The 26027-nt window shown below is 57.3% G+C and carries 27 protein-coding genes and 2 pseudogenes; 4 read left to right on the top strand and 25 right to left on the bottom strand.

Annotation, left to right across the window (positions count from 1 at the left end; genetic code table 11):
- Window positions 1-120: 120 nt before the first annotated feature.
- Window positions 121-1059 carry a LysR family transcriptional regulator gene (locus IB252_RS10600; RefSeq protein ID WP_192408459.1) on the top strand — a complete coding sequence of 313 codons (939 nt, stop codon included), beginning with the start codon at window positions 121-123 and terminating at the stop codon, window positions 1057-1059.
- A gap of 71 nt (window positions 1060-1130) precedes the next feature.
- Here IB252_RS10600 and IB252_RS10595 read toward each other — a convergent pair whose 3' ends face one another.
- The 20 genes and pseudogenes from IB252_RS10595 to IB252_RS10500 all read right to left on the bottom strand — a co-directional run bounded on the left by IB252_RS10595 (window position 1131) and on the right by IB252_RS10500 (window position 18219).
- Window positions 1131-2039 (bottom strand): LysR family transcriptional regulator, encoded by a 909-nt coding sequence (locus IB252_RS10595; RefSeq protein WP_192408458.1) that lies wholly within the window; start codon window positions 2037-2039, stop codon window positions 1131-1133.
- A 104-nt stretch (window positions 2040-2143) separates the two neighbouring features.
- Window positions 2144-2536, bottom strand: coding sequence for a nuclear transport factor 2 family protein (locus IB252_RS10590; RefSeq protein WP_192408457.1), 393 nt, complete (start codon window positions 2534-2536; stop codon window positions 2144-2146).
- A gap of 50 nt (window positions 2537-2586) precedes the next feature.
- Window positions 2587-3051 (bottom strand): SRPBCC family protein, encoded by a 465-nt coding sequence (locus IB252_RS10585; RefSeq protein WP_192408456.1) that lies wholly within the window; start codon window positions 3049-3051, stop codon window positions 2587-2589.
- A gap of 38 nt (window positions 3052-3089) precedes the next feature.
- Window positions 3090-3854, bottom strand: coding sequence for an SDR family NAD(P)-dependent oxidoreductase (locus IB252_RS10580; RefSeq protein ID WP_192408455.1), 765 nt, complete (start codon window positions 3852-3854; stop codon window positions 3090-3092).
- A 96-nt stretch (window positions 3855-3950) separates the two neighbouring features.
- Window positions 3951-4970 carry a 4-hydroxy-2-oxovalerate aldolase gene (gene dmpG, locus IB252_RS10575; protein WP_192408454.1) on the bottom strand — a complete coding sequence of 340 codons (1020 nt, stop codon included), beginning with the start codon at window positions 4968-4970 and terminating at the stop codon, window positions 3951-3953.
- Between the two features lie 10 nt (window positions 4971-4980).
- Entirely contained in the window at window positions 4981-5919 is a 939-nt protein-coding gene (locus IB252_RS10570; protein WP_192408453.1) for an acetaldehyde dehydrogenase (acetylating), read from the bottom strand.
- A 36-nt stretch (window positions 5920-5955) separates the two neighbouring features.
- Window positions 5956-6156, bottom strand: a complete 201-nt coding sequence (locus IB252_RS10565; RefSeq protein WP_192408452.1) for a 2-hydroxymuconate tautomerase family protein — start codon at window positions 6154-6156, stop codon at window positions 5956-5958.
- Window positions 6157-6172: 16 nt separating this feature from the next.
- Window positions 6173-6976 (bottom strand): 2-oxo-3-hexenedioate decarboxylase, encoded by an 804-nt coding sequence (gene dmpH / locus IB252_RS10560; protein ID WP_192408451.1) that lies wholly within the window; start codon window positions 6974-6976, stop codon window positions 6173-6175.
- An 11-nt stretch (window positions 6977-6987) separates the two neighbouring features.
- Window positions 6988-7770, bottom strand: a complete 783-nt coding sequence (gene dmpE / locus IB252_RS10555; protein ID WP_192408450.1) for a 2-oxopent-4-enoate hydratase — start codon at window positions 7768-7770, stop codon at window positions 6988-6990.
- A 10-nt stretch (window positions 7771-7780) separates the two neighbouring features.
- Window positions 7781-9241, bottom strand: a complete 1461-nt coding sequence (locus IB252_RS10550; RefSeq protein ID WP_192408449.1) for a 2-hydroxymuconic semialdehyde dehydrogenase — start codon at window positions 9239-9241, stop codon at window positions 7781-7783.
- 18 nt (window positions 9242-9259) lie between these two features.
- The gene (locus IB252_RS10545; protein ID WP_192408448.1) at window positions 9260-9964 is read right to left on the bottom strand and encodes a class II aldolase/adducin family protein; all 705 of its coding nucleotides are present in this window, start codon (window positions 9962-9964) and stop codon (window positions 9260-9262) included.
- A complete protein-coding gene (locus IB252_RS10540; protein WP_192408447.1) occupies window positions 9961-10824 on the bottom strand; it encodes a VOC family protein in 864 nt (287 codons plus the stop codon). Before IB252_RS10540 ends, IB252_RS10545 begins: the two co-directional genes overlap by 4 nt.
- A gap of 178 nt (window positions 10825-11002) precedes the next feature.
- Window positions 11003-12238, bottom strand: a complete 1236-nt coding sequence (locus IB252_RS10535; RefSeq protein ID WP_192408446.1) for an MFS transporter — start codon at window positions 12236-12238, stop codon at window positions 11003-11005.
- A gap of 86 nt (window positions 12239-12324) precedes the next feature.
- Entirely contained in the window at window positions 12325-13272 is a 948-nt protein-coding gene (locus IB252_RS10530) for a transporter (RefSeq protein ID WP_192408445.1), read from the bottom strand.
- 184 nt (window positions 13273-13456) lie between these two features.
- The gene (locus IB252_RS10525) at window positions 13457-14410 is read right to left on the bottom strand and encodes a fumarylacetoacetate hydrolase family protein (RefSeq protein WP_192408444.1); all 954 of its coding nucleotides are present in this window, start codon (window positions 14408-14410) and stop codon (window positions 13457-13459) included.
- A 10-nt stretch (window positions 14411-14420) separates the two neighbouring features.
- Entirely contained in the window at window positions 14421-14798 is a 378-nt protein-coding gene (locus IB252_RS10520) for a YciI family protein (protein ID WP_192408443.1), read from the bottom strand.
- Complete coding sequence (locus tag IB252_RS10515; RefSeq protein WP_008157161.1) at window positions 14791-15723, bottom strand: VOC family protein; 933 nt, start codon at window positions 15721-15723, stop codon at window positions 14791-14793. The genes IB252_RS10520 and IB252_RS10515 overlap by 8 nt, the downstream gene beginning before the upstream one ends.
- Before the next feature lie 14 nt (window positions 15724-15737).
- Window positions 15738-16052 carry an NIPSNAP family protein gene (locus IB252_RS10510; RefSeq protein WP_192408442.1) on the bottom strand — a complete coding sequence of 105 codons (315 nt, stop codon included), beginning with the start codon at window positions 16050-16052 and terminating at the stop codon, window positions 15738-15740.
- Window positions 16046-16972: pseudogene (locus IB252_RS30435) on the bottom strand (NAD(P)-dependent oxidoreductase); the annotation flags it as partial. The gene IB252_RS10510 and the pseudogene IB252_RS30435, both read right to left, overlap by 7 nt.
- Before the next feature lie 734 nt (window positions 16973-17706).
- On the bottom strand, window positions 17707-18219 hold the full coding sequence (locus IB252_RS10500; RefSeq protein WP_225607361.1) for an IS110 family transposase: 513 nt from the start codon (window positions 18217-18219) through the stop codon (window positions 17707-17709).
- On the opposite strand from IB252_RS10500, the gene IB252_RS10495 reads away from it, so the two are divergent.
- Entirely contained in the window at window positions 18210-18623 is a 414-nt protein-coding gene (locus IB252_RS10495; RefSeq protein ID WP_318652720.1) for an AraC family transcriptional regulator, read from the top strand. The genes IB252_RS10500 and IB252_RS10495 overlap by 10 nt on opposite strands.
- A 385-nt stretch (window positions 18624-19008) precedes the next feature.
- On the opposite strand, the gene IB252_RS30430 is transcribed toward IB252_RS10495, so the two are convergent.
- Window positions 19009-19149 carry a hypothetical protein gene (locus IB252_RS30430; RefSeq protein WP_318652725.1) on the bottom strand — a complete coding sequence of 47 codons (141 nt, stop codon included), beginning with the start codon at window positions 19147-19149 and terminating at the stop codon, window positions 19009-19011.
- Here IB252_RS30430 and IB252_RS10490 point away from each other — a divergent pair.
- Window positions 19115-19600, top strand: a complete 486-nt coding sequence (locus IB252_RS10490; protein ID WP_318652719.1) for a toll/interleukin-1 receptor domain-containing protein — start codon at window positions 19115-19117, stop codon at window positions 19598-19600. The two genes, IB252_RS30430 and IB252_RS10490, sit on opposite strands and share 35 nt — an antisense overlap.
- Before the next feature lie 621 nt (window positions 19601-20221).
- Here IB252_RS10490 and IB252_RS10485 read toward each other — a convergent pair.
- The 4 genes and pseudogenes from IB252_RS10485 to IB252_RS10470 all read right to left on the bottom strand — a co-directional run bounded on the left by IB252_RS10485 (window position 20222) and on the right by IB252_RS10470 (window position 24662).
- The gene (locus tag IB252_RS10485; protein WP_412548168.1) at window positions 20222-21184 is read right to left on the bottom strand and encodes a biotin/lipoyl-binding protein; all 963 of its coding nucleotides are present in this window, start codon (window positions 21182-21184) and stop codon (window positions 20222-20224) included.
- 488 nt (window positions 21185-21672) lie between these two features.
- Window positions 21673-22320: pseudogene (locus IB252_RS10480) on the bottom strand (HlyD family secretion protein); the annotation flags it as partial.
- A gap of 4 nt (window positions 22321-22324) precedes the next feature.
- Window positions 22325-22525 (bottom strand): DUF1656 domain-containing protein, encoded by a 201-nt coding sequence (locus IB252_RS10475; RefSeq protein WP_192408439.1) that lies wholly within the window; start codon window positions 22523-22525, stop codon window positions 22325-22327.
- Window positions 22515-24662, bottom strand: coding sequence for an FUSC family protein (locus tag IB252_RS10470; protein ID WP_192408438.1), 2148 nt, complete (start codon window positions 24660-24662; stop codon window positions 22515-22517). The genes IB252_RS10475 and IB252_RS10470 overlap by 11 nt, the downstream gene beginning before the upstream one ends.
- Before the next feature lie 204 nt (window positions 24663-24866).
- On the opposite strand from IB252_RS10470, the gene IB252_RS10465 reads away from it, so the two are divergent.
- On the top strand, window positions 24867-25922 hold the full coding sequence (locus tag IB252_RS10465) for a tetratricopeptide repeat protein (RefSeq protein WP_111449989.1): 1056 nt from the start codon (window positions 24867-24869) through the stop codon (window positions 25920-25922).
- Window positions 25923-26027: the final 105 nt, after the last annotated feature.

Below are 26027 nucleotides of genomic sequence, written 5' to 3'. Positions count from 1 at the left end.
AGTGGATCAGTCATTTCAATTGTAGCCAGTTTATCCCGCATCCAGTTTGATCAATGATGGCTACATCAGCCTTCGCCGTTAACGGTTGCTCAACGGCCCCCCGCAGGAGAGCGTCACTGCATGAAAGACCTTAATGACCTTTATTACTTTGTACTGGTGGTCAAACATGGAGGGTTCTCGGCAGCGGCACGGGCAACGGGCATTGAAAAAACGTTGCTCAGTCGTCATATCGCGGATCTTGAATTGCGGATGGGGGCCAGGCTGTTACATCGCACAACGCGCCAGGTTTCGCTGACCGAAGCCGGCCATCATTTCTTTACGCTCAGCCAACCCGTTGTCGAGGGTGCGCATACCGCCTATGAAAGCGTGGAGCACCTTCGACGAGAACCCGTCGGGTTGGTACGGTTGAGCTGTCCTCAGGTGATGGCGCAGAGTTATTTAGCCCCCCTGCTGCCTGGGTACATGGAAAAACATCCGAAGGTACGGCTTGAGTTGAATGCCGTCGATCGAGAGGTCGACCTCTTTGAAGAGCGCTTCGACGTGGCCTTGCGATCGCGTGCCCGGATTGAAGAAACAGCCGGGTTGGTCGCAAAGGAATTAGGGGCAACCAGGCAGATTCTGGTCGCAAGCCCCCGCTTTCTCGATCGTGTCGGTCGGCCTGCCACGATCAAGGCCATTTCAGGCATCGAGACGCTTTCGCGCCCTGGTGACATCCATGATGGCGTCGGTCGCTGGTTCCTGCGCAGTTCATCAGGTGAAGAACTGCTGGTCAGCCATCAGCCACGTCTCATCTGCGATGACCTGCGTATGCAGTTGGAGGCTGCTGTTAATGGACTGGGCGTCGCCTTGTTACCGGAACCCATAGCCGACGCCTCGGTGCGCGCGAAGACTCTGGAAGTCGTCATCCCCTCCTGGACCGGTGCAACGCATATCATCCATCTGCTCTACCCCAAACCGAAGGGGATGTTGCCCTCCGTACGCAGCCTGATCGACTACCTGAGTCTGCATTTACCCCAAAGCATCCAGGAACGAAGCATCACCGTTGAGAGCGTCGCTTGATGCCGCGCCGGTTGATGTTTTGAGCTTGGGGAACACAACGCCTTGATAGTCGCGGTTCCCTTTGAAAGCGACTATTGCCAGGCTGATTGTTGGCTACGCAGTACCTGGCCGACCATTTCTCTCAACCACTTGTTCTGAGGGTCTCGGTGAAATCGGTCATGCCAGTACAGATCAATCTCGAACGAAGGTATTTGCAGAGGCAGAGGGTGTATGGCGAGAGGATAAAAGCGCGCCAGGGTTTTACCCAGGGAAATGGGCAGCGTCCATATCATGTCGGTATCCAACAGCAAGTGCGGAGCGGACAAGAACTGAGGGGTGCGCATTTTAATGCAGTCTCTGCCGCCCGCATCGACCAAAGCACGCTCCAGTGCCTGGTGACCGCCACCACCTGACTCCACCAACAAATGCTCACTGGCGACAAAGGCTTCGAGGCTCAAGCCGCGATGTGCCAAGGGGTGGTCTTTGCGCATGGCGCAGACGTAATACTGAGAAATAACAGGCGTACGGTGAATGTCAGTCTGAAGTGTCGGCAAAAAGCCGAGCGCCAGGTCGATTCTGCCAGTGGACAGGCCATTGAGCGTCTCATCCATCCCACCCACGACGGTGTGTATCCGAGCTTGAGGTGCAACCCTGGACAACTCGCTCAAGATGGGCGGCAAACAAACGACCTCGCCAATATCGCGCATTCTAAAGACGAATGTTTTTTCACAATTTTTCGGATCGAACACCGGCATTTGGCTTCCTGCCTCCCTGACCATCGCAAGGGAGGCCAACAGTCGCGGCGCGATATGGACACAAAACGGCGTCGGCTCCATTCGGCGACCGACCAGCGTAAACAACCTGTCTCCATAATCGTTTCGCAACCGCTTGAGCGAACCGCTGACGGCAGCCTGGGTAACACCCAGATTCTGCGCCGCAATTGAAGCTGAGTGGTCTCGCCACAACGCCTCAAAGGTATAGAGCAGATTTAAATCCTTCATCACAACGCCTTGCCTGATAGTCGTAAATCAAAACACTGCACTTGCCAGCAAAGCGTCGTGGGCTTCGATTGGCAAGTGCAGTTCAACGGGCACTCATTGAGTGGTTATACAGACGCCTGGATAACATTTCCAGCAGATGCGCTGCTGTACAGGGGTGAAAGATCAATGTGAATTCGATAGTCATCAATCAATCGAGAAGCATTGAAATGAACCACGACACAGCAGGGAACATTAACAATCGTGCCGTCATGCTTGGTGTAATACGTATCAAAACGCATTATTGTCGTGTCGCCTTCGCGCCACACGCCTTGAAGAATGTGTTCCATCGAGGATATTTGGGTGAAAAATGACTCAATCGCTTCCTTGACGACCTCTTTCCCCACTATTTCCGGGGAATTGCCAAATCGAAACACCACGTCATCAGTCAGATAACTCAAAAAACCTTCGACCGACAACCGGTCGACACTTTCAAACATACCTGTCAATTCATGGTTCATGGCGCACGCCTCATTTCTTGTTTTTGTTTTTTTGGTTTTTGCACTGAAATCTATGCGGCTTTACTGACCTTGTTACGGATGGTTTGCAGCGTACTTCTCACCGCATCCAGATAGGATTTCTGCATGCCGTTTGCAAACTCGAGTTCTTTTTCGCTACCGGCCGGGACGCCAGGCAGGGAAAAATCGAAGGAGAAGCGCAAGTACAGTTCGCCGTTCTCTTCCTCGATCACATTTTTGATGATCCCCCGAGCATTCCCGGACAGGCGGATGAACTCAACCTGTTGCTCTGTCGTAAGGATCACCAGTTCCTGCAGGCGTTCGCCGTGCAGGACCACTTCACGAATGAAGCGATCGCCCTGGTCTTCGACAATGTTGCACTCGGTAATTGCCGAGACATAAGGCACGGCGTTGCGCGCCTTGCTCACCAGCCCTTCCCACACCTGGCTTCGATTCAGACTCACACCGTTTGCTTCTGATTCCGCATTAACCTGAATGCGGCGGCTGATATTAATCATGGAGAACTCCGTTTGATTAGAATTTCAAAACAGCAGACTTAGACGGTCAAATACCCGCCATCGACAGCTAACGCCGTACCGGTGACAAAACTGGCGTCATCCGACAGCAACCACAGCGCTGCCTTGGCAACCTCTTCCGGTTGTCCGAGACGACCGATGGGATGGCGTTCACGTAGCGCGGCAAATTGCTTCGCAAAGTTAGGTTCTTGACTGGCACGTACGATCATCGGTGTTTCGATAACACCCGGCATAATGGCGTTGACCCGAATATTAAGGGTGCCATAGTCAACGGCAGCCGCTTTGGTCAATCCGATCACACCATGTTTTGCCGCCACATAATCCGCTGCGGCTGCGATAGCCACAGACCCCAGTGACGAGGCGGTGTTTACAATGGCCCCCCCTCCACTGTTTAACATGGCGCGAATCTGATACTTCATGCAGTAGAAAACACCCGTCAAATCGATGCGAATAATTCGCTCCCACGCGGCGGACGAAATTTCATGCAGAGGTAAATTACTTTGTTCAACTCCGGCATTATTAAACGCGCCATGAAGTTGCCCAAATCGCGTCACCACTTCATCAACGGCTGAAGCGACAGCTTCTTCATTGGTGATATCACACACGATTGAATGAACCTTGCCACCCGCCGCCGTGACGGCGCTGGCAGTTTCTTCCAGCCCTGAGGCATCACGGTCCACTAAAACAACGCGTGCACCCGCCTTCGCAAATGCCAATGCGGAAGCACGGCCGATACCGCCTGAGGCGCCCGTTATAATAATATTCCGGTCGTTAAGATCGCTCATGGACACACTCTCTTTTGTGTTTCAGCCACTCTATTTATAGGCACTGCAACGGACAATCCCGTAAAAACACCAAAGACTGTTGCATGCATCCACCAATCAACGGCGGGTCAGATCCAGCGCGACATCAACGATCATGTCCTCTTGCCCACCCACCATTTTTCGCCGTCCCAATTCGACCAGGATGTCGACGGTACGCAACCCGTAGCGCTGGGCGGCCGCTTCGGCATGGCGAAGAAAGCTTGAATAAACGCCTGCATAACCCAGCGCCAGCGTCTCGCGATCGACGCGTACCGGCCGGTCCTGAAGGGGACGGACGATGTCATCGGCGGCATCCATCAGGGTGTAAAGATCGGTACCGTGGTTCCAGCCCAGTCGCTCGGCTGCGGCGATGAACACCTCGAGCGGCGCGTTGCCTGCACCGGCCCCCATTCCAGCCAGGCTGGCGTCAACACGATCACAGCCCTCTTCCACCGCGGCGATGGAGTTGGCAACCCCCAGGCTCAGGTTGTGGTGGGCGTGCATGCCGGTTTCCGTTTCCGGTTTGAGCACCGCTTTGAACGCACGGAAACGCTCGCGCACATCCTGCATGTTCATCGCCCCGCCGGAGTCGGCCATGTACACGCACGTCGCACCGTAGCTCTCCATCAACTTGGCCTGCGCGGCCAGCTGCTCGGCCGGGATCATATGGCTCATCATCAGGAAACCGACGGTATCCATGCCCAGTTCGCGGGCATACTCGATGTGCTGTTTCGAGACATCCGCTTCGGTGCAATGGGTGGCGATGCGCACCACCCGGGCACCGGCGTTGTAGGCCGCTTTCAAGTCATGCACCGTGCCGATGCCAGGCAACAACAAGGTCGTGATTTTGGCGTGACTGATGACATCGGCGGCGGCTTCGATCCACTCCAGATCGGTGTGCGCCGCGAAGCCGTAGTTGAAGCTGGAACCTTGCAAACCGTCACCGTGGGCGACTTCGATTGAGTCGACCTTGGCCTTGTCCAGGGCGCGGGCGATGTCCTGCACATTCTGGATCGAATACTGGTGGCGAATCGCGTGGCTGCCGTCGCGCAGGGTGACGTCGGAGATGTAGAGTTTTTTGCCGGGATTAAAAGTCATGTCGGTCTCCTCAGGCGTTCAGCATCGACTGCGCCATGCGCTCGGCAGTGGCCAAGGCAGCGGAGGTCATGATGTCGAGATTGCCGGCGTAGGCTGGCAGGTAATGGGCGGCACCTTCGACTTCGAGGAACACCGAAGTCTTGAGGCCGGAGAATTTGCCGAGGCCCGGAATATTCAGCGGCGCGTCTTCAGGAATCACGTCGAACTGGACTTTTTGCTTCAGGCGATAGCCCGGCACATAAGCCTGTACGGCGGCAGCCATCTCGACGATCGAGGCCTCGACCAGCGCCTGGTCGGCCGCTTCGGACAACACAAACACCGTGTCGCGCATCATCAACGGCGGTTCGGCCGGGTTCATCACGATGATCGCCTTGCCCTTGGCTGCGCCTCCGATCACTTCAATGGCCTTGGAGGTGGTTTCGGTGAATTCGTCGATGTTGGCGCGGGTGCCGGGACCGGCAGATTTGCTGGCGATCGAGGCGACGATTTCGGCGTAGTGCACCTTGGCGACTCGCGATACGGCGGCGACCATGGGGATGGTCGCCTGGCCACCGCAGGTGACCATGTTGACGTTGAGTTGGCCGAGATTCTGCTCCAGATTGACCACCGGCACGCAGTACGGGCCGATGGCCGCGGGCGTCAGGTCGATCAGGCGAATGCCCGGTTTGATCGAGCGCAGGAAGGCGTCGTTCTTCACATGCGCGCCGGCCGAGGTGGCATCGAAGACGAATTCGATGTCCTTGAAGACGTCCATGCGGGTCAGGCCTTCAACGCCTTCATGGGTCACGGCCACTCCCATGCGTTCGGCGCGGGCCAAGCCGTCTGAAGCCGGATCGATACCGACCATGGCGGCCATTTTCAGGTGCTTGCCGTGACGCAAAATCTTGATCATCAGGTCAGTGCCGATATTGCCCGAGCCGATGATGGCGACGCTGATTGGATTGCTCATTGTTATTGTGTCCTGTCGTTGCACACAGCCTGGGGATCAGGCGTTACCACGCCGGCGTTCGGCAAGGGTCTTGCCACCCGCGGCCCACTGGGTTTCGGGAATCTCTTGAAGCAGCACGCGTACGCTTTCTACGGGCACATCGAGGCTTTGCGCGATGGCCTGGGTGACGTTGACCAACAGTGCTTGCTTCTTCTCTTCACTGCGGCCCTCGGCGAGGTGGATCATGGCGATAGGCATGGTCGATAGCTCCGGATCAACGCTGGCTGGACGAGGTGAAGCGCATGGAGACGCTGCCCAAATGCTGGTAGCGCACGGTGATGTTGTCCCCGGCAGCAACGGCAATGGCCTCGGTGATGCCACCGGTCATGATGAAACAGCCAGCCGGCAGTTCACGCCCCTTGGCACCGAGCATGTTGGCCAGCATGGCGACGCTCTGCGCCGGGTGCCCAAGCACCGCGGCGCCGGCACCGGTCGCGACCACTTCGCCGTTCTTCTCCAGCACCACGCCCAGGCATTTGAGGTCAACGCCTTGCACGCCGCTCATTTGTCCGCCGGTGACGAAGCGTGCCGAAGAGGTGTTATCGGCAATCACGCTCTTGAGATCGAAGCGGAAGTTCTCGTAGCGCGAGTCGATCACTTCGACCGCCGGCAGGATGAAATCGGTGGCCGCCAATACGTCGCCCACATGGATGCCTGGGCCCTTGAGCGGATACTTGAGGACGAAGGCGATCTCGGCCTCGACCTTGGGATGGATCAACCCGTCAACATCGATAGCTGCGCCGTCCAGGCAAGAACCGTAGTCCGTGAGGAAGCCGTGGATCGGGTCAGTGACCCCCATTTGCTTCATCTTCGCGAAAGAAGTCAGGCCCATTTTCAGGCCGGCAATTCGTACACCGCGGGACTCCTTGCGCTGGCGAATGGCGTCCTGAATCGCATAGGCGTCTTCCCAGTCCATGTCCGGGTGGGCGTCGGTGATCTTGGCCACCGGCTCACGGTTGAGTTCGGCGTTTTCCAGGTGTTCGGCCAGTTGGGCGATAGTGCTTGCAAAGAGATTCATAAGGGTTTCCTTCAAACGAAACGAACGGAGGCCGAGCCGATACCGCCCAGGCTGATGCGCAATTGATCACCGGCATTGACCGGCACCATGGCGGCCAGCGAACCGGAGAGAATGACTTCGCCCTTGTTCAGGCCGATGCCCAGTTGGCCGAGTTTGTTGGCCAGCCAGGCCACGGCATTCGCCGGATGGCCGAGGGCTGCGGCACCCGCGCCGGTCGCGACCACTTCGCCGTTCTTTTCCAGGGTCATGCCGACACAGGCCAGGTCGACGTCACGCGGGGCCACGCCCTGCCCGCCCAGGACGAAAGCCCCGGCGGAGGCGTTGTCGGCGACGGTGTCCTGGATACGGATTTTCCAGTCACGGATGCGCGAGTCGACAATCTCAAAGCACGGCATCACATAGGCGGTAGCGCGCAGCACATCGGCGACGGTAATGCCCGGGCCTCGCAGATCTTCCTTGAGCACGAAAGCGATCTCGCCTTCGGCCTTGGGTGCGATCAAGCCGTCGATGGCGATGGCGGCGCCGTCGGCATAGAGCATGTCCGAGAGCAGATGACCGAAGTCCGGTTGATCGACGCCGAGCATGTCCATCACCACTTTGCTGGTGACGCCGATCTTTTTGCCAATGACCTTTTGGCCGTCGTCGAGACGCGGCTGGATCATCGCCAGTTGAACCTGATAGGCCTGCTCCAGGGTCATGTCCGGATATTTGTCGGTCAACGGCGCCACAGCCTGGCCGTTGCTGAGGGCCTGATGCAGTTGCTGGCCGAGAACGTGGATTTCTTGCTTATTCATAGATGGCTCCTTACAGCCGCACGCAGACGTTGCGCAGCTCGGTGTAGAACTCAAGCGAATGCACGCCCCCCTCACGGCCGATACCCGACTGCTTGGCGCCGCCGAAGGCGGTACGTAGGTCGCGCAGGAACCACGAGTTGATCCAGCAGACACCCACGTCCAGCGCGCTGCCCAAACGATGGGCGACCTGCAGGTTGGAGGTCCACACGCTGGCGGCGAGGCCGTAGGGTGTGTCGTTGGCCAGGCGGACGACTTCTTCTTCGGTATCAAAAGGAGCGATATGGCAAACCGGGCCGAAGATTTCCTCGCGCACCACGGCCGAGGTTTCCGCAAGGCCGGTCCAGATCGTCGGCTCGAACCAGGCCCCTTCGGCCAGGTGCTCCGGCACCTGTGCAATGCCACCGCCGTGGACCACCGTGGCACCATCGGCAACAGCCTGACGGCAATAGGAAAGAATCTTCTCGCGGTGACCGAGCGAGATCACCGGCCCCATGGTGCTGTCGTGCTGATTGGGATCACCCACCTTGATGCCTTCGGCGTGGGCCTTGAATGCAGCGACGAAGCGCTCAAACAGCGGACGTTGCACGTAGATGCGCTCGGTCCCCAGGCACACTTGGCCACTGTTCTCGAACACGGCGCGCCCCAACCCTTTGACGGCCTTTTCCAGGTCCGCATCGGCGAAAACGATGCCGGCGTTCTTGCCACCCAGCTCCAGCGATACCGGGCGGATACCCTTGGCTGCGGCCTTCATGATGATCTCGCCCGTGCCGGTTTCACCGGTGAAGGTGACACCATTAACCTCTGGGTGAGCGGTGAGGAAGGCACCGGCCGAGTCGCCGCCGAAGCCATGCACCACGTTGTACACGCCTGGTGGCACGCCGGCTTCGTTCATGACCTCGGCGAGCAGCGTGGCAGTGGCCGGTGTCTCTTCGGAAGGTTTGACCACCACAGTATTGCCACAGGCCAGGGCCGGTCCGACCTTCCAGGTCATCAGCAACAGCGGCAGATTCCAGGGGCAAACAACGGCGATGACGCCACGCGGTGCTCGCACGCTGTAGTTCACGGCCTTGCCACCGTCAGGCGTATCCATCACAAAACTTTCGGTCGGCACATTCTTGATCAGGTCGGCGAACACCTTGAAGTTGGCCGCACCACGGGGAATGTCCAAATGTCCGGCGAGGGCACGGGGTTTGCCGGTATCGGCCACTTCCGCAGCCACAAACTCGTCATGGCGACGTTCGATGCCATCGGCCACCTTGTGCAACAGCGCCGTTCGCTGGGCGACGGTCATGCTGCCCCACGGGCCTTTCAATGCCGCTTGCGCAGCTCGCACGGCGGCGTCGACTTCAGTCTTGCCGGCCTCATGCACCAAGCCGATCAGGCTATTATCGGCAGGGTTTCGGTTCTCGAAGGTACGGGCGCTACTCACCCATTCACCATTGATGAAATGGCGGAATTCTTTAGCAGGCATAAGGTATTCCTTCTTGCTTTAGAGTGTTGGAACGCTGGCTTCGGGATCGCCCGCCGTCAGGTATTCCCACATGCGTTCGTAGATTCGGCCGCTGGTGACAGCCCGTTGCGCGCAGCTTTGCGCGTCGAGTACCGGCCCTTGAGCGGCAAGACCTGCGCTGTGCAGTTGCAATTCAATCCGCGCGGCGTCTTCCAGGTACCAGGTCAGCGTCAACGCTTCGATCAGTGACGCGCCAACGACGATGGCGCCATTGCCCCGCATGACCAGGGCTTTTCCCTGGCCTAATTGATTGGCCAGAGCGAAGGCCTGTTCGTCGCTGCGCAGCAGCTGCGGGTCGTCCCACAACGGGATTGGGGCCTGGAAATAGCTGCCCATTCCGTGGCGCGGTTGAGGTGTCAGCCTTGCACAGGACAGAGTCATGACCTGGGCAGGCATGCTGCGGATCACCGCGTGGACATCCGGGCGGCGACGGTATATTTGCTGGTGGATACGGACCTCACCCAGCACACCCTCGGGCAATTCACCTTTGATCGGGACCACAACACCTGACTCGCCTGTCCGGATCAAACCCATCGGTTGCGCTGCGCAAACCAGAAAGTGCTCCTCATCCAGCCGCAAGCTGCAGTGTCCGTAGGCGTGCACCAGACCGGCGCGGGACAAGGCGCGCGCGGCCACGCGCACTTGCGATTGCTGTTCGCGGCTGGGGGTTGGCAAGCGACTCACGATTTGAATTCCGGAATGTCAGGCTTCGCACCCCAGGCGCAGAATCCCGCACCCTCCGCAGGAAACTGCCGAGGCTGATGGCTTGCATCATTCTCTGGAGAGATCAGGCTGACCCCTGTCGAGTATTCGTAGGTCATGCCGTCCGGCCCTTCGAAATAGAGGAACATCGCGCCCGAGGTGGGATGGCGGCCCGGACCGAAGAGGATGCGAATACCCCGCTCAACCAGGAAGTAGTAGGCGCGCATCAAGTCATCGACGGATTCCACTTGGTGGTTGATGTGTTGCACACCGGGATGGGACGAAGGGAACAACGCGATCTTGTGATGGACCTCGTCGATGCGCAGTAGCGGCGCCTCGCCAATTCGGTCACTGACCCTGGCGTTTGCCAGCTGAGTCCAGAACAGTTCATCACGCCGGGCATTCAGGGTGCGCAAGCCAATGTGGCTGAAACCGGTGATGCCGGCATCTCGACTCGGGAAGTAGCGTCGCCCACTGGCATGGGGACGCAAGACCAGTTCGATGTTGTTGCCGCTGGGATCCTTGAAGCGAATGAAGTCGTCGACATAGCGCACTTCGGCGTCTGCACGCGAACCATGCTGCACGTCGAATTCATGACGCTCCAGCAACACCGCGGCGTCTTCCAGGTCTTGCGCTGTCCTGACCTCGAACGCCGTCGTGGTTTCCTGCGGATCACCCTCGTAATAGCAGAGCGTGTGGTCGCGACTGTCCGATCGGAAGTACACCGCGCCGTTGGCTTCTCGGGCGACCTGCAATCCGAGAACCTGAGTGGCGTAGCGACGTGCTTCGTCCAGATTCGCGGTACCCAACCGTATGTATCGAATGTCATGCAGGTTGATCATGAGGGATGTCCTCTTATTTATTGTTGTCTGGGATTCATCTTCCCGTTGCTCAATAAATAAAAGAAGCAAATATTAGTTATTCTCACTATCTGAAATTTTTATAGAGATTTCAGCCTTTTCGGAAGCAAAAAAATGCCCCGTATCCGTAGATACGAGGCATTTTCACCCACGAGTCAGGTCAACCGATGGCCTCCTTGGCTATGTCTGAAGCGGTGGCCTGAGTACTCATCTCGCCCACTGTTTTATTCCTTGGCATGGAGATCACGAACAGTGCGGAGATGACGTAGAAGCCGGCGCAGACGATCAATCCCGCTGCCAGGCTATAAAAGCTGGCAATGCCACTGAGCAGCACGGGGGCAAAAGCCGCCAACCCTCGGCCCATGTTGAAACAGAAGCCCGCCCCCAGCGTTCGCACCCGGATCGGGTACATCTCGCTGAAGTAAGAACCGAACAACCCTGCGAACACCATGAAAAATGCGTACCCCGCCCCGATCCAGATCAGCGATTGGGTCTGGGTGGTATAGACATAGACCAGCGCCATCATGGATGTCAGCAACAGCGATATGACAATCGTAAGCCGCTTGCCAATGCGGTCGGCGATGAAACCGAATACGTTCAGGCCAAAGAAATTCCCGAGATGGAGTACCGCCATAAAGCTGGTCATCGACGCCACAGTCAAACCACGGTCCTGTATCAGGTAGGTGGGCAGCCACGTGCTGACGCCCCAGGAGCCAAGCAATGCAAAGCTCGCTGCAAAGGACCCCAGCAGGGTGTAACGAAGTAGCTCAGGCGAAAAAATCTCCCTGACCGATATCCGCTGCGCAGCAGTGCCCTGAGTATCGCGCTGAGCCTTCCAGGCCGGCGATTCCGGAATCAGAAAATACACATAAATGATCGGCAGGATCACCGCGGCGCCGGACACGAAAAACATCAAACGCCATTCCGGCAGCATGAACTTCGCCGCCAGGGCAGCCGCGATGGCGCCAATCGGGAAGGCACTGATCACGAAGGAGATGGCTCTGGCGCGTTGCTTGGGCGGCCACGTTTCGACGATATAAGCCGAGAGGATCGTCCATACCCCGCCAAGCCCAAGACCAGATACAAACCTCAGGCCCATCAGTACGTAGAGATCATGAGCGTATGCAAAGAAACAGGTCAGTGCGCCGAAGATCGCCAGCGACGCGATCAATGCCTTGCGCCGGCCGAAGTTGTCGGAGTACCAACCTGTGGCAACGCCGCTCACCCCAATACCCAGCAATGTAGCGCTAGCCAGCGCACCCACCTCATGGAGGCTGAAACCCAGGTCCTGGCGGATAACGGGCAAAGCGAGCGTGAGCAGGATGATCTCCATTGCATCAAAGAGGTAGGCGATGAATCCACCGATCAGTACGTGCCACTTGGATATTCCAGTCATGATTTCACCTGGTTCTAATTATTGGACAGTGATGTTCATTCAAGGGGCGCCATATTGTTTATGGCTTCCCCTGGAGGAGGTGACGTTCAGAATCGGTAAACGGCCTGCAGCCAGATACGATCACCTTCAGCTCGGTTCTCGACCTTCGTCTCGTGCTGCCATTTCATGACAAACCCAATTGCCGGGGTCTGGTACTTGATCGCGGGGCCGATCGCAGCGACTTGACCACGGTTACCATCCAGGTAGGTCTCGCCATTCTTCTCATCATCGCTGACCTGTTTGTACAAGTAGCCGTTCACGCCTACCTGCCATTCGCGGGTGATGTTGTAGCCGATGTTGTAGTCGGCGTTGAACTCACGGCCGGAGCGATAGTTGGTTTCGGAGTTCTCGCCGTTGATCATGTAGATGAGCTTGGCGCTGACCTCCAGATTCTCCAGCGGATAAGCGGTAAATGAATACCAGGGCCCGTAAGCCCAAGTGTTTCGACCCGGGTTGAAAAGGCGATCCTTGTCATAGGACCCAATGGGCGCAAACACATCCAGACCGAGTAACTGGTGGTACCGGGGAGAGCTCCAACCCAATACAAATGGAACCACCGTCAGATCGCCGACACCTTCTTGATGGTCGCTGCGATGAACGCGACCACGAGGCGTATCGACATCAAAACTGATGTCACCCTTGATCAAGGGCAAGGCAAGACGACTGGCCAGTTTGGCACCTAGTATCGAGAAGTCCTGATAGACGTAATCCACGCGTATCGACAGTGCCTGGACGTTAAGGTCAAAGTTGTGAATACCTTGTTTTTTATCGCCCTCGCCGTCCAGCGTTTTGTTCGCACTGTAGTCGGACAAGTAGAAGAACTCGGTAAAGCCTGGCGGTGGCATTTTTCCCGCGCCGACCGTATTCACACCCAGGGGGTATGAACTGCCGCCGCCCTCTGTTGCCTGGGCAAGCGGAACGCAAAGAAGACCCATGCACAGAGCACTGATGCAGGCATTTGACGCGTACCGGGTATGTGATCTTAGTGTGCTCATCTCATGTACCATTATTATTTTTGTATGACGGAAGAGAGTTTTTTTGAAACTTTCAGCGTTAGCGCTACTTAACAACGGCAGGCAAATTTCAGGTGCAGCGATGCACACCGTCATTTGTCATGACGCTGCAAACAGTTGAGTTATTCAACGACCGAGCACTGATTGCCCGGCCGTCAGCACGGTATTAGCGAATAGTGGTTTCCAGCTCGCCGAGCCCTTCGATGCAGACTTTCAAAACATCACCGCGGTCCAGGAACGTATGGCTTTCCATGCCCACGCCCGCCGGGGTTCCCGTCAACAGGACATCGCCGGGAAACAGGTCGATGGTCTGGCTCAGATAGGAAATCTGCTCTGCAACGCCGTACATATGGTTGCGGGTATTGGAATCCTGTACCCACGCACCGTTCCTCGACAGCTTGATATTCAAGTTCTCGGGGTCTTTCACAAATTGTGCCGGCGTCAGGTACGGGCCCAATGGGCAAGAACCCGTGAAGCATTTGTGGCCAATCCAGTCAAAGCGAAACGGCGAGCTCGGATCGACTTGCTCGCGACGCAGTCGATCACGCGCGGACAGGTCATTGGCGCAGGTGTAACCCGCCACATAGTCGAGTGCATCTTCAATGGAGACGCGCGACGTTCTCTTGCCGATCACCACCGCCAACTCGGCTTCCCAATCGAGCATGCGGACACCTTCCGGAAAGTCCACCGCTTGCTTGTGTGCGACCAGACTACCGCGGCCGGGCTTGATGAAGTGCCATGGAGCAATGCCTTCGCTGCGCGGATCCAGCGACAGTTTCATGTTGAACGCACGGGCCATGGCTTCGACATGGTCACGATAGTTTGCTCCCGCGCAATAGATCGTGCCTGGACGTTCCAGAAACGGAGCAAAGTGCAAAGTGGCAAGATCAAGCCGCTGCGCCTCATAGAGCGCTGGCGTTTCAAATACTGACACAGCAAGGTCTTGAAGCTTTGGGTTGGACGTTTCCCAGCTCTCGAGCAATGCATCCATGGAAGCTGCCGGTAACTCAAGGCCGGCCTTGGCCACCAGCTGCCCCAGATCGTAGGCATACTCGCCAACCAGCAGGCCGGTAGCGTTTGACTGGACATCCGTCCGATAGGTGAAAAGCTGATACTTCATGGGGCCACCATCACAGGAGCGAAAAGCGTTGGTTGGAAAAACTGACGTGAAGCGTGAGGCCGCCTTCCATGAGCAACCACTTGCGTACCTCTACGTCATAAACACCGTGGGCAATAAAGGGATCTGACTGGACGATGCGCAGCGCTTCGGCTTGATCCGCCGCACGCAGAATGCTCATGCCACCCAGCTCACCGGGAAAGGTCTCATCCGAGACAAAGGGCCCGGAAGCAAACAACTCGCCGCGTTGCTGCGCCAGAATCGCCCACTTCAAGTGGGCGTCCAGCAGCTCTGGTACGCGGGTCAGATCCCGTGGCGTACGCATGACCACGAACAGCGGCTTGTTCAACATCCCTGCCAGCAGTTCCTTGGTCGCAGAGCTGTCACTCATCACGCGCCGCCTCGAAGTTCTGAATGAACGTCTCAGGAGGTGGATTGGTTGCCCACACGGCGATCAGGTCTGGTGGTGCCCCGTCGATAGCCAGCCATTCGCTGTCATCTTCAGGAATGACATCGATGTCCCAGAAGTATTCGACCATGCTGTCCCAAGGGTCGCGGATGTAATGAAAGTAGTTGGAGCCGGCCACATGCCGGCCCAGGCCAAATGCGCTTTCATAGCCCAGGCTCATCAGGTGTTGAGCGCCCAATTCGATCTCATCAATACCCATCACCTCAAAACTGAGATGGTGCAGGCCGCTATGACTGCTCTTGGCCAGGCCCAGTACATGGTGATCACCGCCACAGCCACACCGCAGAAAGGCTATCTTGTCCCCCGCGCGATCAGAGACTTTCATCCCTAGCACCCGGGTATAGAAATCAATCGAACGATCCACATCGGGGGTAAATTTGATCAAGTGACCCAAGCGCAACGGTGTCACTCGACGCAGCTTCGAGGACGGTGTGCACCCGCGCTGACCGATGCGGCGGTAACGGCCCGGGGTGTTCGACTCTGGCGTCGGCAAAGGAGCTAACGGCATGGAGTCGGCGTCGGTGACGTGAACCCAATCGCCGGATGGATCACGAAACCACAGCCCTTCTTGCCCGATATCAAACGGTGCCGGATGGATGACCACACCGTGGTAGCTCAGATTTTCGCGAATAGTCTGCAACCCCTCAGCATCGGTACCAAACGAGATGTAGCTGAGTTGCTTTGTAGTACCTGGCATCAGCCGCACTTGATCCTGGGCGCGCCCTTTGCAACGCAACACCAAATGCTCACCTGCCATGCGGGCTTCGAGCCCGACAGCTTCGTAGAAGGAACGACCCACTTCCAGATCTGGAACGGTCACGCCTACATGTTGTAGAGAACGAATCATCTTGGATGCTCCTTTTAACGGATAGGGGAAAAGGCTGCGGCGCTCAGCAGTTCCACCTGCTGGGCAACCACCAGATGGCCGTTCTTGCCGAGAAACGCGCGCCACCTTGGGTCGCTGGACAGCGCCGCGCGGCGTTGGGCACGGTCCTCATAGCTGGAGTATCCCCACAACTGAATGACCCGATTGATGTCCCCCGTTTCCGGCCTGAAATAACCGATCAGATTGCCCAGCGCCTCGCCCTGAAGTGGCAGCCCCTCCTCCTCGTAAACACGCAGGAATTCGTGCAGGGCGCCAGGCTTGAGTTGATAGGTGCGTTGTTCGATCAGCATGTTGTTTTCTCTTTTTTGGAATGTTTCTGGGAATCAGCCTGGGAGTCGGCCTCGATCAGCTTGATCACTGCCGAGATGTCTTCTTCACCGATGCCTTCTTCGATAGCCCGTTGAAAGTAAGGCTTGGCGGCATTGAACAAAGGCGCGGCGCTACCGAGCTCCTCGGACAGCTCACTGGCCATATCGATGTACTTTTCCAGCGTGGCGAAAGGTCCGGGCGCCGGCAGGAAGTGACGATCAGCCATCATTGGTGCTCTTGCGCTGAACATCGTTGAGCCACCCGCGCTTTGGCGTATTACCTCAACCACCTGCTGTGCGCTGAACCCTGCTTTCACGCCAAGGTTTAACGCCTCGGCTGCGGCCAGGGTGTGAATAGTCACGAGATAGTTGGCGATCAATTTCATCGCGACTGCGCACCCAAACCCACCGATGTGGAACTGGATGTCGGCGATTGCATCGAGAACCGGCTTGCAGTGCTCCACCAGCTCAGAATCACCGCCCAGAAACAAGGAAGCCTTGCGTAGGGAAACCATGGATGGAGTACCACTGACCTCCGCCTCCAACACCCGAGCACCGCGCTGTTCAATACGCAGAGCCATACGTTGCTTGAAGGCTTTGTGATAGGTGCCGATCTCGATGAGCGTGTGCTGCGGCCCTATGGACTGAAGCAAGCCATCAGGCCCCTCCATGATTCCCATGTGGGCCACTTCGCTGGGCAAGCAAGTGAGGATGAAGTTTGATTGCGCCGCTACGGCGGCTGGACTTTCGAGCGCGATGCCACCCTGACGGATGAAGGCTTCACGATCTCGACGTCGGTAACCGACAACGCGAAATCCGGCCGCAAGCAGGTTGGTTGCGATAGGAAGGCCAAGCTGGCCGATTCCCACCATACCGATGGTTATCACAGGCATTTTTCGCTTCTCTTGTTGTTGTTCTTTTACGCAAAGCTTGAAGCTCGGCTAGGCGCTAACCTAGGCGCAGCCGGGTTTGGGAGCAAACAGCCCAGGTTATGAATAAGTAGAAGCTAGGGTTATACAAAGGGGCTGGAGGCACGATGTCTCAGCCAGAAGACTGGAAATCGATGTTGAATACGAGGAGACAGCAATCGACCTGTTGCTCACTCATGCAGAGCGGTTCATTGCGTTTGAAATTGATACCGATAGCACTCATAGGTACGTGGAATCGGTGAGTCAATGGGCGGATGTTTCTACTCATCAGGACGACACGCCCCGCAAGCGTGGCAGTGGAAAGGGCTTCGCAGCGATTGCTCTTCAGGTGAGACGCGAACTTCTTTGCGGCTTGTAGGTGCGAATGTCATATAAGCTGGCAGCCCCATTGTGAATTGGAAGCCGCTTTTGGCCGACTGCTTCCAGCAACGAGTGTCCGTATATGGACTCCTCCTCATTGCAAGCCCCGTTGCTCTGGCGCCCGTGCCGACTGCACACGTATATTCGGCCTCTTACTGCGGCATCGTTTTGATGCTGGGCCATGATGGGCTATTCGCGCGCCGGCTCCCGATCGCTTTTTCGTGCTTTTCGCACTTGGACATTCGAGGGTTTTGCCGACGCCGGTTCGACCGGTTTGCCATCGTTCAGGTTGCTTCGCAATCGTGGTTAAGAGTTGTTTCTCTCGTAGAACACGTCGGGTAAATAGATCAGGCCGCTGCCTGATTCGGTTGGTAATCAGTGCCGTGACGCAGCATCGCCCAAGCCATGCGTGCAGTTTTATTGGCCAGCGCAATAGCGGCCACATTGGGATGCGATCGCTCGGCTAAACGAACGGCCCACTGGCTGAGCCGATCCTCTTTGGATTTGGCTGTGCGTAGCGCCGAGCGTGCGCCATGCACCATCAATGTTCGCAGATACGTATCACCGCGCTTGCTGATACCGAGTAGTCGATCCTTACCACCAGAACTGTGTTGCCTCGGTGTCAGTCCCAGCGAGGCGGCAAACTGTCGGCCATTGGCAAACTGACGGGCATCACCGAGAGCGACGACGAGCGCTGTGGCGATCATTGGACCGACACCGCGCAGCTGTTGAAGGTGAACGGCGGACGGCTCGTTTGTCGCGATCGCAGTGATCTCGCCGTCGAGCTTGGATACACGCCCATCCAGCGCACGAAGGTCGTCCCACAAACCATCCAGTAGACGACGAAAGCGTGCCGTCAAACCGTTATCCGCATCCTCTATCCGGTGGCTTGCTCTATGCCCTACAGGATGGTCGTCTTGGTGAGGTATTCAACAGAATCCATACCGTGCCCGACGCACTATGGCGCGTAGAGAAACTGGCGAGCCTGGCGAACATGTCCAGGTCGAAATTCTCTGGCTACTTCACTCAGATAATGGGGATATCGCCGATGGGGTATGTCACTGCGTGGCGGATGAAGGTAGCCCAAGACATGCTTCGCGATGGGGTCCAGATCAAAGTGATTGCTGAGTCGGTTGGTTACAGCTCGCAGGCATCTTTCTCGAAAAGCTTTCTCAATGTGATTAGCTGCCCGCCAGCTGAATGGCTGAAACGCGATGCCAATGCAGAAGTACCGTTAGTGACCATGCACGTGTACAACGAGTGAAGGACACACAGATCACCGCCCGCACAAATGCGTTGTTGCTGGGCTTGATAGCGTGGGCCCTTTGGGGTTCGATGCCCGCCAACAGAGGGATTGTCGCGGAGGAAGGTGATTGTAAGTCGCTCACATAGGCAGAGCTTTGGCTCCGCTTGTGGAGGGCCTAATACTGAGCCCGGAATTACCTCTTCTGTTTAGGCATAGCACTAGGCTACTGTTAAGTCAGACCCACATCCGTGTGTTGCAAAGGGACTGACCAATGGAAGGATTACGACATGGCTAGATGCACAGCACCATCAAGAGGCCATCGCTCAGCAAGCGCGGCAGCGGACTGCCCCGCATGCGGTAGCCGCTATAGCCGTTACAGTTCAAACTCCTATTCGCCCTCATCCTACTCCTCGTCGAGCAGCAGCGTAGGTAGCTCTGGCAACAGTGGCGGCGGTGGCGGCAGGTCCAGCAGCAGTTCAAGGCCGCGCTGGTCGAAAGCGGGTTCGTCCGTGTCGTATACGTCTACCCAAGTGCAGTCACTCACGCCAATCCGCCAAACCGTTGAGACGCGAGCAGCGCAGCAGCCTGATCTTCGTGACGTCTTCCTGTGCCACGCGTGGGACGACCGCCAAGGGCCGGCCAAAGAGCTGCACGAGTTGCTCGTGGCGGCAGGTGTCAAAGTTTGGTTCAGCGAGAAGGACCTTGGCCTCGGCGTTCCGATGATGCGCGCTATCGACAAGGGCTTAGCGAATTCGCGAATTGGGCTTGTGCTGGTGACCCCTGCGCTGCTGGCCCGCCTTCCCAAAGAGAGCGTCGCCGACAAAGAGCTTTCGGCACTCCTGGCTGGTAATCAGCTCGTTCCCATCGTGCACAACACGACGTATGCAGCTCTCCGCAACGTCAGCCCCTTGCTCGCTTCCCGAAGCGGTCTGGACACTGAAGAAGACTCAATGGCGGTAGTTGCGGCAAAAATCGCCGAGCTGGTCGCGCTCTAGCTCTATTGCTCACACAGGTTCGCCATTCAGATGCGGCTGTTCGGAAAAGTGCGCTCCACCCCCTCGGTCAACCAGACCTAACTCCGGAAAACCGGTTAGCTCCAACGGTAGTGTCCGCCTTTAGCCCCTATCTGCCCTCTGCGAAAGGCAGCTTAGGGTCAATTCTGTTGAAAAAGTTGGCCATGGTTTCCACTGCAGTAAAGTACGCGCTTGAGATTGAAATCTTTACTTTCAGCAGAGGATTCCGGGCTCACATTTCGCGTAACTGCGCGCAAAAAAAGGCATTTTCAGCAGTCAGTACGAGGGCAATCTGGAAGAACCGACTTTTTCAACACAATCGGCCGTTTTCTGTCGATCATGGTTACAAAGCGTGCAGGTCAAATTCGATGTAATCGGTGGTCAGGACGCATGCAAATGGCTGATTAGGCCAAATGCAAACGGGTGGTTACGTGGCATGCAATTTAGCAGCAGCACTATTGAATGGAGTTGCTGGCGGCTTTTAAACCCTGACGTTCCGGTTACTCGCAAACGTAGATCACACTGTTTTATGAGGTCATCGCGATACACTTTTTCGGAGATATCTGTTGGAGCCTCGTGAGCCTGCTCTCTCCCACTGGGGGTTCAGTGTAGTTCCTGGTTTTCCTGCACCGTCACCGTGGCCGTTGTCCCCGCGCGCAATTTGTTTTTACCCACATAATCCTCATCGATTTGTATCCGCACTGGCACCCGCTGCGCCAGTTTGACCCAGGTATAGCTGGGATTGATGTTGGCCAGCAAACGGCCGCCGGGCAAGTTTTCTCGGTCGGCGATGGCGAAGGCAATACTTTGCACGGTGCCGGAAAATTTTTCGCCACTCATCAGTTCGATATCGACCCTATCGCCCTCGCCGATTCGCGGCAGTTTGGTTTCTTCGAAGTACCCGCTGATATAAAACGATTTACTGTCAACCAACGCCACCAGCGGACTGCCTGCGGTGGCGTAGTCGCCCTGGCGGGTCAGTAGATTGGTGACGTAGCCGCTGATCGGCGACTGAACCCGGGTGCGTTCTAGGTCGTGCTCGGCCTCAGCCAGTGCGGCGATTGCCAGTTGCACATTGGCCTGGGCAAAGCCTAGGTTGGCCTGACTACGCAGCAGATCAGCCTGGGCTACCGACACTTCGGTGTTGGCTTTTTCCCACTCTTCGCCTGAAATCGCCGAGCGTTCCTTGAGCGTCCGCCGGCGATTTTCTTCGCTTTGACGTTGTTTGAGTAGCGCCTGGCTGGCAACAATGTTTGCTTGCGATTGCCCCAATGAAGCTTTCGCCACCTCCACCGAACGGAATGCATGGTCCACCGCTAAGGCGTAGCGCGAGGGGTCGATTTCCAGCAGCAACTGTCCCTTGTCCACATACTGGTTATCTTGCACGTTGAGTTTGACGATGCGCCCCGCGACATCGGCGGATAGCGTCACCACATCGGCACGTACTCGCGCATCACGAGTCCAGGGCGATCGAGTGTAATGCTCCCAAGCAAACCAACCGAGTAGGAGCGCCAACCCTACAACGGCTAACGTTACCAGTTGTGAAACAGTTCTCTTCAGATTCATGAGACACCCATCACCAAAATTACCACCGCGCACACCCAAGCATAGAACGCCCCTCTAAACAAAGCTTAATGCCAGGCGAACCTCAGCAAACCGATCCGACGTAGCGACTTGTTTGGCGTAGGATCGACCGCAAGCGGTCATTGATTATCGGGCTTAGTTGCACAGTGTCCTGACTTTGCTGCTTCTATCTGATTCAGGGTGACATTCGGTGTCATGCACGCCAGGATGACCTCATTCAACTGTACGAGAGTTATCGGCCACTGGTAATAACCTCTGTTTCATCGTCAAGCGATCCACCATTCGACTTTCAAAAGCGAACTGCCGCCCGTCGGCAAGTCACGTGATAAGCAATCTACCGCGCCAATGAACGCCCCAGCAAAAAATCGAGGAAGTCCAATGTCGATTCCTTATTTAAAAAACTGTCTCAATGTACATGTTATTGATATTTATATGATTTTTTCATTTGAGACAGCCATAAGTCCATATAAAAACGAGTCGCTGTCCACCAGCGCCAGCAGCGCGCCACCGGCCGCGGCATAGTCACCCTGACGGGTCAGCAGGTTGGTGACGTAACCACTGACGGGCGCTTCGACCCGCGTGCGCTTCAAATCCAGTTCGGCCTGGGTCAATGCGGCGATTGCCAATTGCACATTGGCCTGGGCCAAACCGAGGTTGGCCTGGTTGCGCAGCAACTCGGCCTGCGCCACCGCCACTTCCGTGCTGGATTTCTCCCATTCTTCGCCAGAAATGGCGAAACGCTGCTTGAGCGTGCGCCGTCGGCGTTCTTCACTCTGACGCTGGTGGAGCAGCGCTTCACTGGCGACAATCGTTGCCTCGGACTGACCAAGGGCGGCTTTCGCCACTTCCACCGAGCGTTTGGCATGCTCCACCGCCAGGACATAGCGCGCCGGGTCGATCTCCAGCAGCAACTGGCCTTTCTCCACGTGCTGGTTGTCCTGCACGCCGAGGCCGACGATGCGCCCCGAGACATCGGCGGACAAGGTCACCACATCGGCACGCACCCGTGCATCGCGGGTCCAGGGCGCGCGGGTGTAATGCTCCCAGGCAAACCAGCCGAGAACAAAAGCCAGCAATACCACCGCCACCGTTACGAGTCGGGCAAGGATCTTCTTCAACGCATCAAGCTCCCATTACCAGAATCAGCGTCGCGCAAACGCAGGCGTACAACGCGCCTTCGAACAAGGCTTCATGCCAGACGAACCGCAGCACGCCAGCACGGCGCAAGATCCAGTCCAGCAGCAAGTAAATCGGCAAGGCCAGCAATAACGCCTGGGCAATCGGCGGCAAGTAGACGCCACCCAATTCGAAATCAATGGGCAAGGGCTGGCACTCCTTCCGTTTCTGCGGGTTGAAAGTATTGGCGATGTCGCTCCAGAAACGACACCACGATCAACAACGCCACGCGCATCCTGAAGACCGACCACAGGTGTTCATGAACGTCTAAATGGAGGTCGTCCATTTCATCGCCCAAGACACGCAGCTTTCCGAGCAACTGTTCAAGGTCAGTCCCGGGGCGCCCGGCGATCAATCGTCCTGTCTCACGAACCGCCGCCAGCAAACGGTTTTGCTGATCAGTACTGAGCAAGGTGTTGCTTTGCCCCTGTTGCCTGAGTTGGTTCAACGCCACACCCAGCGCCATGCACCCGAGACTGACTTCGAACAGCTCGCTGGATTGCTTGTCGTTGGTGGCCGGCAACAGTCCCAACATCATGGTCAGGCTATCGACCATGCGACTTTCAAACGCAAATTGCTGCTCATCGGTGGCCGGCGTCTTCAGCAATGCGTAGACCTGCTCACAGTTCTCATTGAACAGTCTACGCATCCGTAAATCGGGCCTGAACGGGAAGATCAAGGCGTAGACACTGAGCGCCAGCGCGGCTGCGCAGACATACGAACCGGCAAACTCGAACCACTGAATGGCACTGTTTTTGCCGATTTCCGTGTTTTGCGGGCCCAACAACAGCATTGTCGTCAGTCCAAGACCAATGCCTGTGCCCGTGGTGGCCGGACTGGACAACCCCACCGCGACGGCATACAGCAATGGGGTTAACAACAAGGCGAGTAACTCGAAGTCACTGATCATCGGTATCAGCAGGAACAGATACAGTGCCGAGACCACCAAGGCCAGACCCAGCCCCCTGGCGAAGCTTTGGCTGGCCAGCAACGGCCTTGGAAAAGTCGCCATCAGCGAACAGAGAATTCCCGCCACGATCATCCCGCCACGCGCCCCGTCCCAGGCGGTCTCGATCCAGATCAGGCCGGCCACCAGCAACGCGGTAAATGCGCGGATCGCGTTCATTGCCGCCAACGTGAAATCCAGGTGGAGCGGATTCTCCTGGCCGCGAAACATGCTGCTGGCCGCACGCCCTTCCTGAATCGCGTCGCTCAGCTCCAGAATCTGCCCCAGTTGCTCCAGCATCCGCGCCTGCTCCCAGCGCAGTGACCAGGCCAGTGAGCGCAACGTGGCGGGCATCGTCTCGGTCAGTTGTTCTGCCTTATAGGCTTGATCATCGAAACGCTGTTGCAGCGCCGTGAAATGGTGCCGCGCTTCGGTCGACAGTGAGCGCCCTTGCAGGGCCAATTCATCGAGAAACGCCAGTTCTTCGCCACGCAAACGCTGTATCTCTTCGGGCAACGCTCCTTTCCAGCGCTCGGCCAGCAGTTGCCGCTGGTGACGTAGCGCCGTCAGCCGCGAGGTTAGCAGCACCAGCTGATTGCCCAGCAGTTGCACCAGACCATTGGCGCTGCGCAATCGGGGTGCGTCGTAATACAAATGCCGCCTTACACCTTCCAGGGCGCTGATGGCACCGAGCAGTTGCATCTGCCGCCGATGGAAATCGGCCTCGCTTTCTTCGGTTCGAATGACGGCAGCAGCGTGGGTCGCGAGCAGCTTGATGACCTGATCGATCTTGGCGAAGTAATCCCGGGCCACCGCTTCCGGTCGCGCGGTCAGCAGACTGACCACGCACACACAAGCCACCGCCAATAGCGTCTCGGTCACGCGGGTGACGGCTAGAAGGAACGTACCGCCCTGATCGGGTACCGCCAGCAGTGCCACGACCACTGCCGTGTACCCGCTCAAAACAAACGCCTGGGAACTGGTGTAGCGCAACAAGGTGCCGCCGGCGGTACACAGCGCCAGCCACAAGGCCAGGGTGAGGATGAAAGGCAGGGGCGCCTGGGGAAAGATCGCCATGATCAACACCGCCACGACCGCCCCTAGCGTGGTACCGATGACCTGGCCGAAACTTCGGGCCAGGGCCATGCCACCCAATGGCTGGCTGACGATGACCACCGCCATGATCGACCACTTGGGTTGTTCAAGGTCGAACAGGAACGCCAGATACAACGTCAGCAGCCCGGCCACGATGGTCCGCAGAGCGAACAACGCCACGCCGGGCCCGGGGTTGAGTATCGCCTTGAAGTACTGAAGCAGCGGTTGCATGGGAGCGCTCATTGAGTCATCTCCAGCAAGCGTAGTCACTGCCAAGGCGCCTCGACGGGTTTCAATGTCGACGCAACCTGTAGGCAAAATCATTGAAAAGCCAGCCAGCCTCGAATTGCCTGACTAACGAATTGAACTGAGTCTGGGTTTGACTCACAGCCTTGGCTGACCGAAGCTGGCACCTTTGCAACAGCTTGCCAGCTCCCGGATTCCTGCATGCCCCAGTCTCGCCGCTACCTGCTCATCAGCCTCTGCGTCCTGTTTGCCATCGGCCTTGCCTGGTTTTTCCTGCGCAGCACACCCCCCGCCGTGCCGGAGGCGATCAAGCGTGGCTACAGCGAGGCGCTGAATCAGGCGCGCGCGGGCCAACCGGGTGCAGCGCGGGTTCTCTACCAGCAATTGGGCCGCCCCGATATATCGCCCAAACGCCGCGTCTGGTTGCATGCCGAACTGCCCAACTACCCCAGCTCCGTGGCCCTGAAACTGGCGGATGCCGACTTGCAGCATGAATCACCGGACGTGCGCATCGCGGCGATCAAAAGCATCAGCGGTCTGGTGCCCAGCGGTCAGCGCAGCCTGCTGCTGGGCCCGTTACTCGATGACAGCGAACAGCGCGTCCGCTATGCCGCCGTGAATGCCTTGCTGGGGCTATCGCCGGACGATCTCGGCTTGTACTTCGGGCCGCTGGAGCAAGCCATCGATGCCTGGGAACAGGACCTGAAGAGTCAACCGGAAAGTGCCGACAACCAATATCAACTGGCTCGGCTGCATCTGCACAATGCCGAATTGAAAGAGGCGCAGCAGGCGCTGGAGAACACCTTGCGTCTTGCGCCCGGCAACCTGCCCGCGCTGGTGATGCAAATCGACGTACTGGATCGCCTGGGCCAAAACGATGCGGCCCGGCAACTGTTGGCCAAGCAACTGAAGGCTCAGCCCGACTCGGCCTACCTGCAACATGCCCTTGGACTCTGGCTGTTGCATCACGGGCAAAGTGAGTTCGCCCTCCTCGGCCTTTCCAAAGCCGTGGAGTTGGAGCCGGACAACAAGGATTACCGCTACGACCTGGCCACCACGCTACACGCTGAACAGGAACTGGAAGCAGCGCAGAAACAGTTGCAGGAGATCGTCCAGCGCCACCCGGCCGACCGAAGAGCCCGGGTACTGTTGATCAACTACTGGAAAGAAAGCGGCCAGCTGCAAAACGTACAGATTCTGTTGGCGCAACTTGAACAACTCAATCCCGACGACCCCGCCTTGCAGCAAGGGCTTTAACAACAGCAAAAATTTCGTTGAACTCGTCGTCTCGGCCAAGGGTCAAGAGAACAGGTAGTCCATTCAGGCGCTACGGCCTGCTGCCTCGCTTCCCCTAGTCATGAG

The sequence above is a fragment of the Pseudomonas sp. PDM10 genome, from assembly GCF_014852295.1.
In the GTDB taxonomy this organism is placed as follows: Bacteria; Pseudomonadota; Gammaproteobacteria; order Pseudomonadales; family Pseudomonadaceae; genus Aquipseudomonas.
The sequence above is the reverse complement of the archived record's forward strand: the minus strand, read 5'-3'. Positions and strand labels throughout refer to the sequence as shown.

Coding starts and splice junctions, on each gene's coding strand:
- IB252_RS10600 (WP_192408459.1), top strand. CDS start 121: ATGAAAGACCTTAATGACCTTTATTACTTTGTACTGGTGGTCAAACAT.
- IB252_RS10595 (WP_192408458.1), bottom strand. CDS start 2,039: ATGAAGGATTTAAATCTGCTCTATACCTTTGAGGCGTTGTGGCGAGAC.
- IB252_RS10590 (WP_192408457.1), bottom strand. CDS start 2,536: ATGAACCATGAATTGACAGGTATGTTTGAAAGTGTCGACCGGTTGTCG.
- IB252_RS10585 (WP_192408456.1), bottom strand. CDS start 3,051: ATGATTAATATCAGCCGCCGCATTCAGGTTAATGCGGAATCAGAAGCA.
- IB252_RS10580 (WP_192408455.1), bottom strand. CDS start 3,854: ATGAGCGATCTTAACGACCGGAATATTATTATAACGGGCGCCTCAGGC.
- dmpG (WP_192408454.1), bottom strand. CDS start 4,970: ATGACTTTTAATCCCGGCAAAAAACTCTACATCTCCGACGTCACCCTG.
- IB252_RS10570 (WP_192408453.1), bottom strand. CDS start 5,919: ATGAGCAATCCAATCAGCGTCGCCATCATCGGCTCGGGCAATATCGGC.
- IB252_RS10565 (WP_192408452.1), bottom strand. CDS start 6,156: ATGCCTATCGCCATGATCCACCTCGCCGAGGGCCGCAGTGAAGAGAAG.
- dmpH (WP_192408451.1), bottom strand. CDS start 6,976: ATGAATCTCTTTGCAAGCACTATCGCCCAACTGGCCGAACACCTGGAA.
- dmpE (WP_192408450.1), bottom strand. CDS start 7,770: ATGAATAAGCAAGAAATCCACGTTCTCGGCCAGCAACTGCATCAGGCC.
- IB252_RS10550 (WP_192408449.1), bottom strand. CDS start 9,241: ATGCCTGCTAAAGAATTCCGCCATTTCATCAATGGTGAATGGGTGAGT.
- IB252_RS10540 (WP_192408447.1), bottom strand. CDS start 10,824: ATGATCAACCTGCATGACATTCGATACATACGGTTGGGTACCGCGAAT.
- IB252_RS10535 (WP_192408446.1), bottom strand. CDS start 12,238: ATGACTGGAATATCCAAGTGGCACGTACTGATCGGTGGATTCATCGCC.
- IB252_RS10530 (WP_192408445.1), bottom strand. CDS start 13,272: ATGAGCACACTAAGATCACATACCCGGTACGCGTCAAATGCCTGCATC.
- IB252_RS10525 (WP_192408444.1), bottom strand. CDS start 14,410: ATGAAGTATCAGCTTTTCACCTATCGGACGGATGTCCAGTCAAACGCT.
- IB252_RS10520 (WP_192408443.1), bottom strand. CDS start 14,798: ATGAGTGACAGCTCTGCGACCAAGGAACTGCTGGCAGGGATGTTGAAC.
- IB252_RS10515 (WP_008157161.1), bottom strand. CDS start 15,723: ATGATTCGTTCTCTACAACATGTAGGCGTGACCGTTCCAGATCTGGAA.
- IB252_RS10510 (WP_192408442.1), bottom strand. CDS start 16,052: ATGCTGATCGAACAACGCACCTATCAACTCAAGCCTGGCGCCCTGCAC.
- IB252_RS10485 (WP_412548168.1), bottom strand. CDS start 21,184: ATGAATCTGAAGAGAACTGTTTCACAACTGGTAACGTTAGCCGTTGTA.
- IB252_RS10470 (WP_192408438.1), bottom strand. CDS start 24,662: ATGAGCGCTCCCATGCAACCGCTGCTTCAGTACTTCAAGGCGATACTC.
- IB252_RS10465 (WP_111449989.1), top strand. CDS start 24,867: ATGCCCCAGTCTCGCCGCTACCTGCTCATCAGCCTCTGCGTCCTGTTT.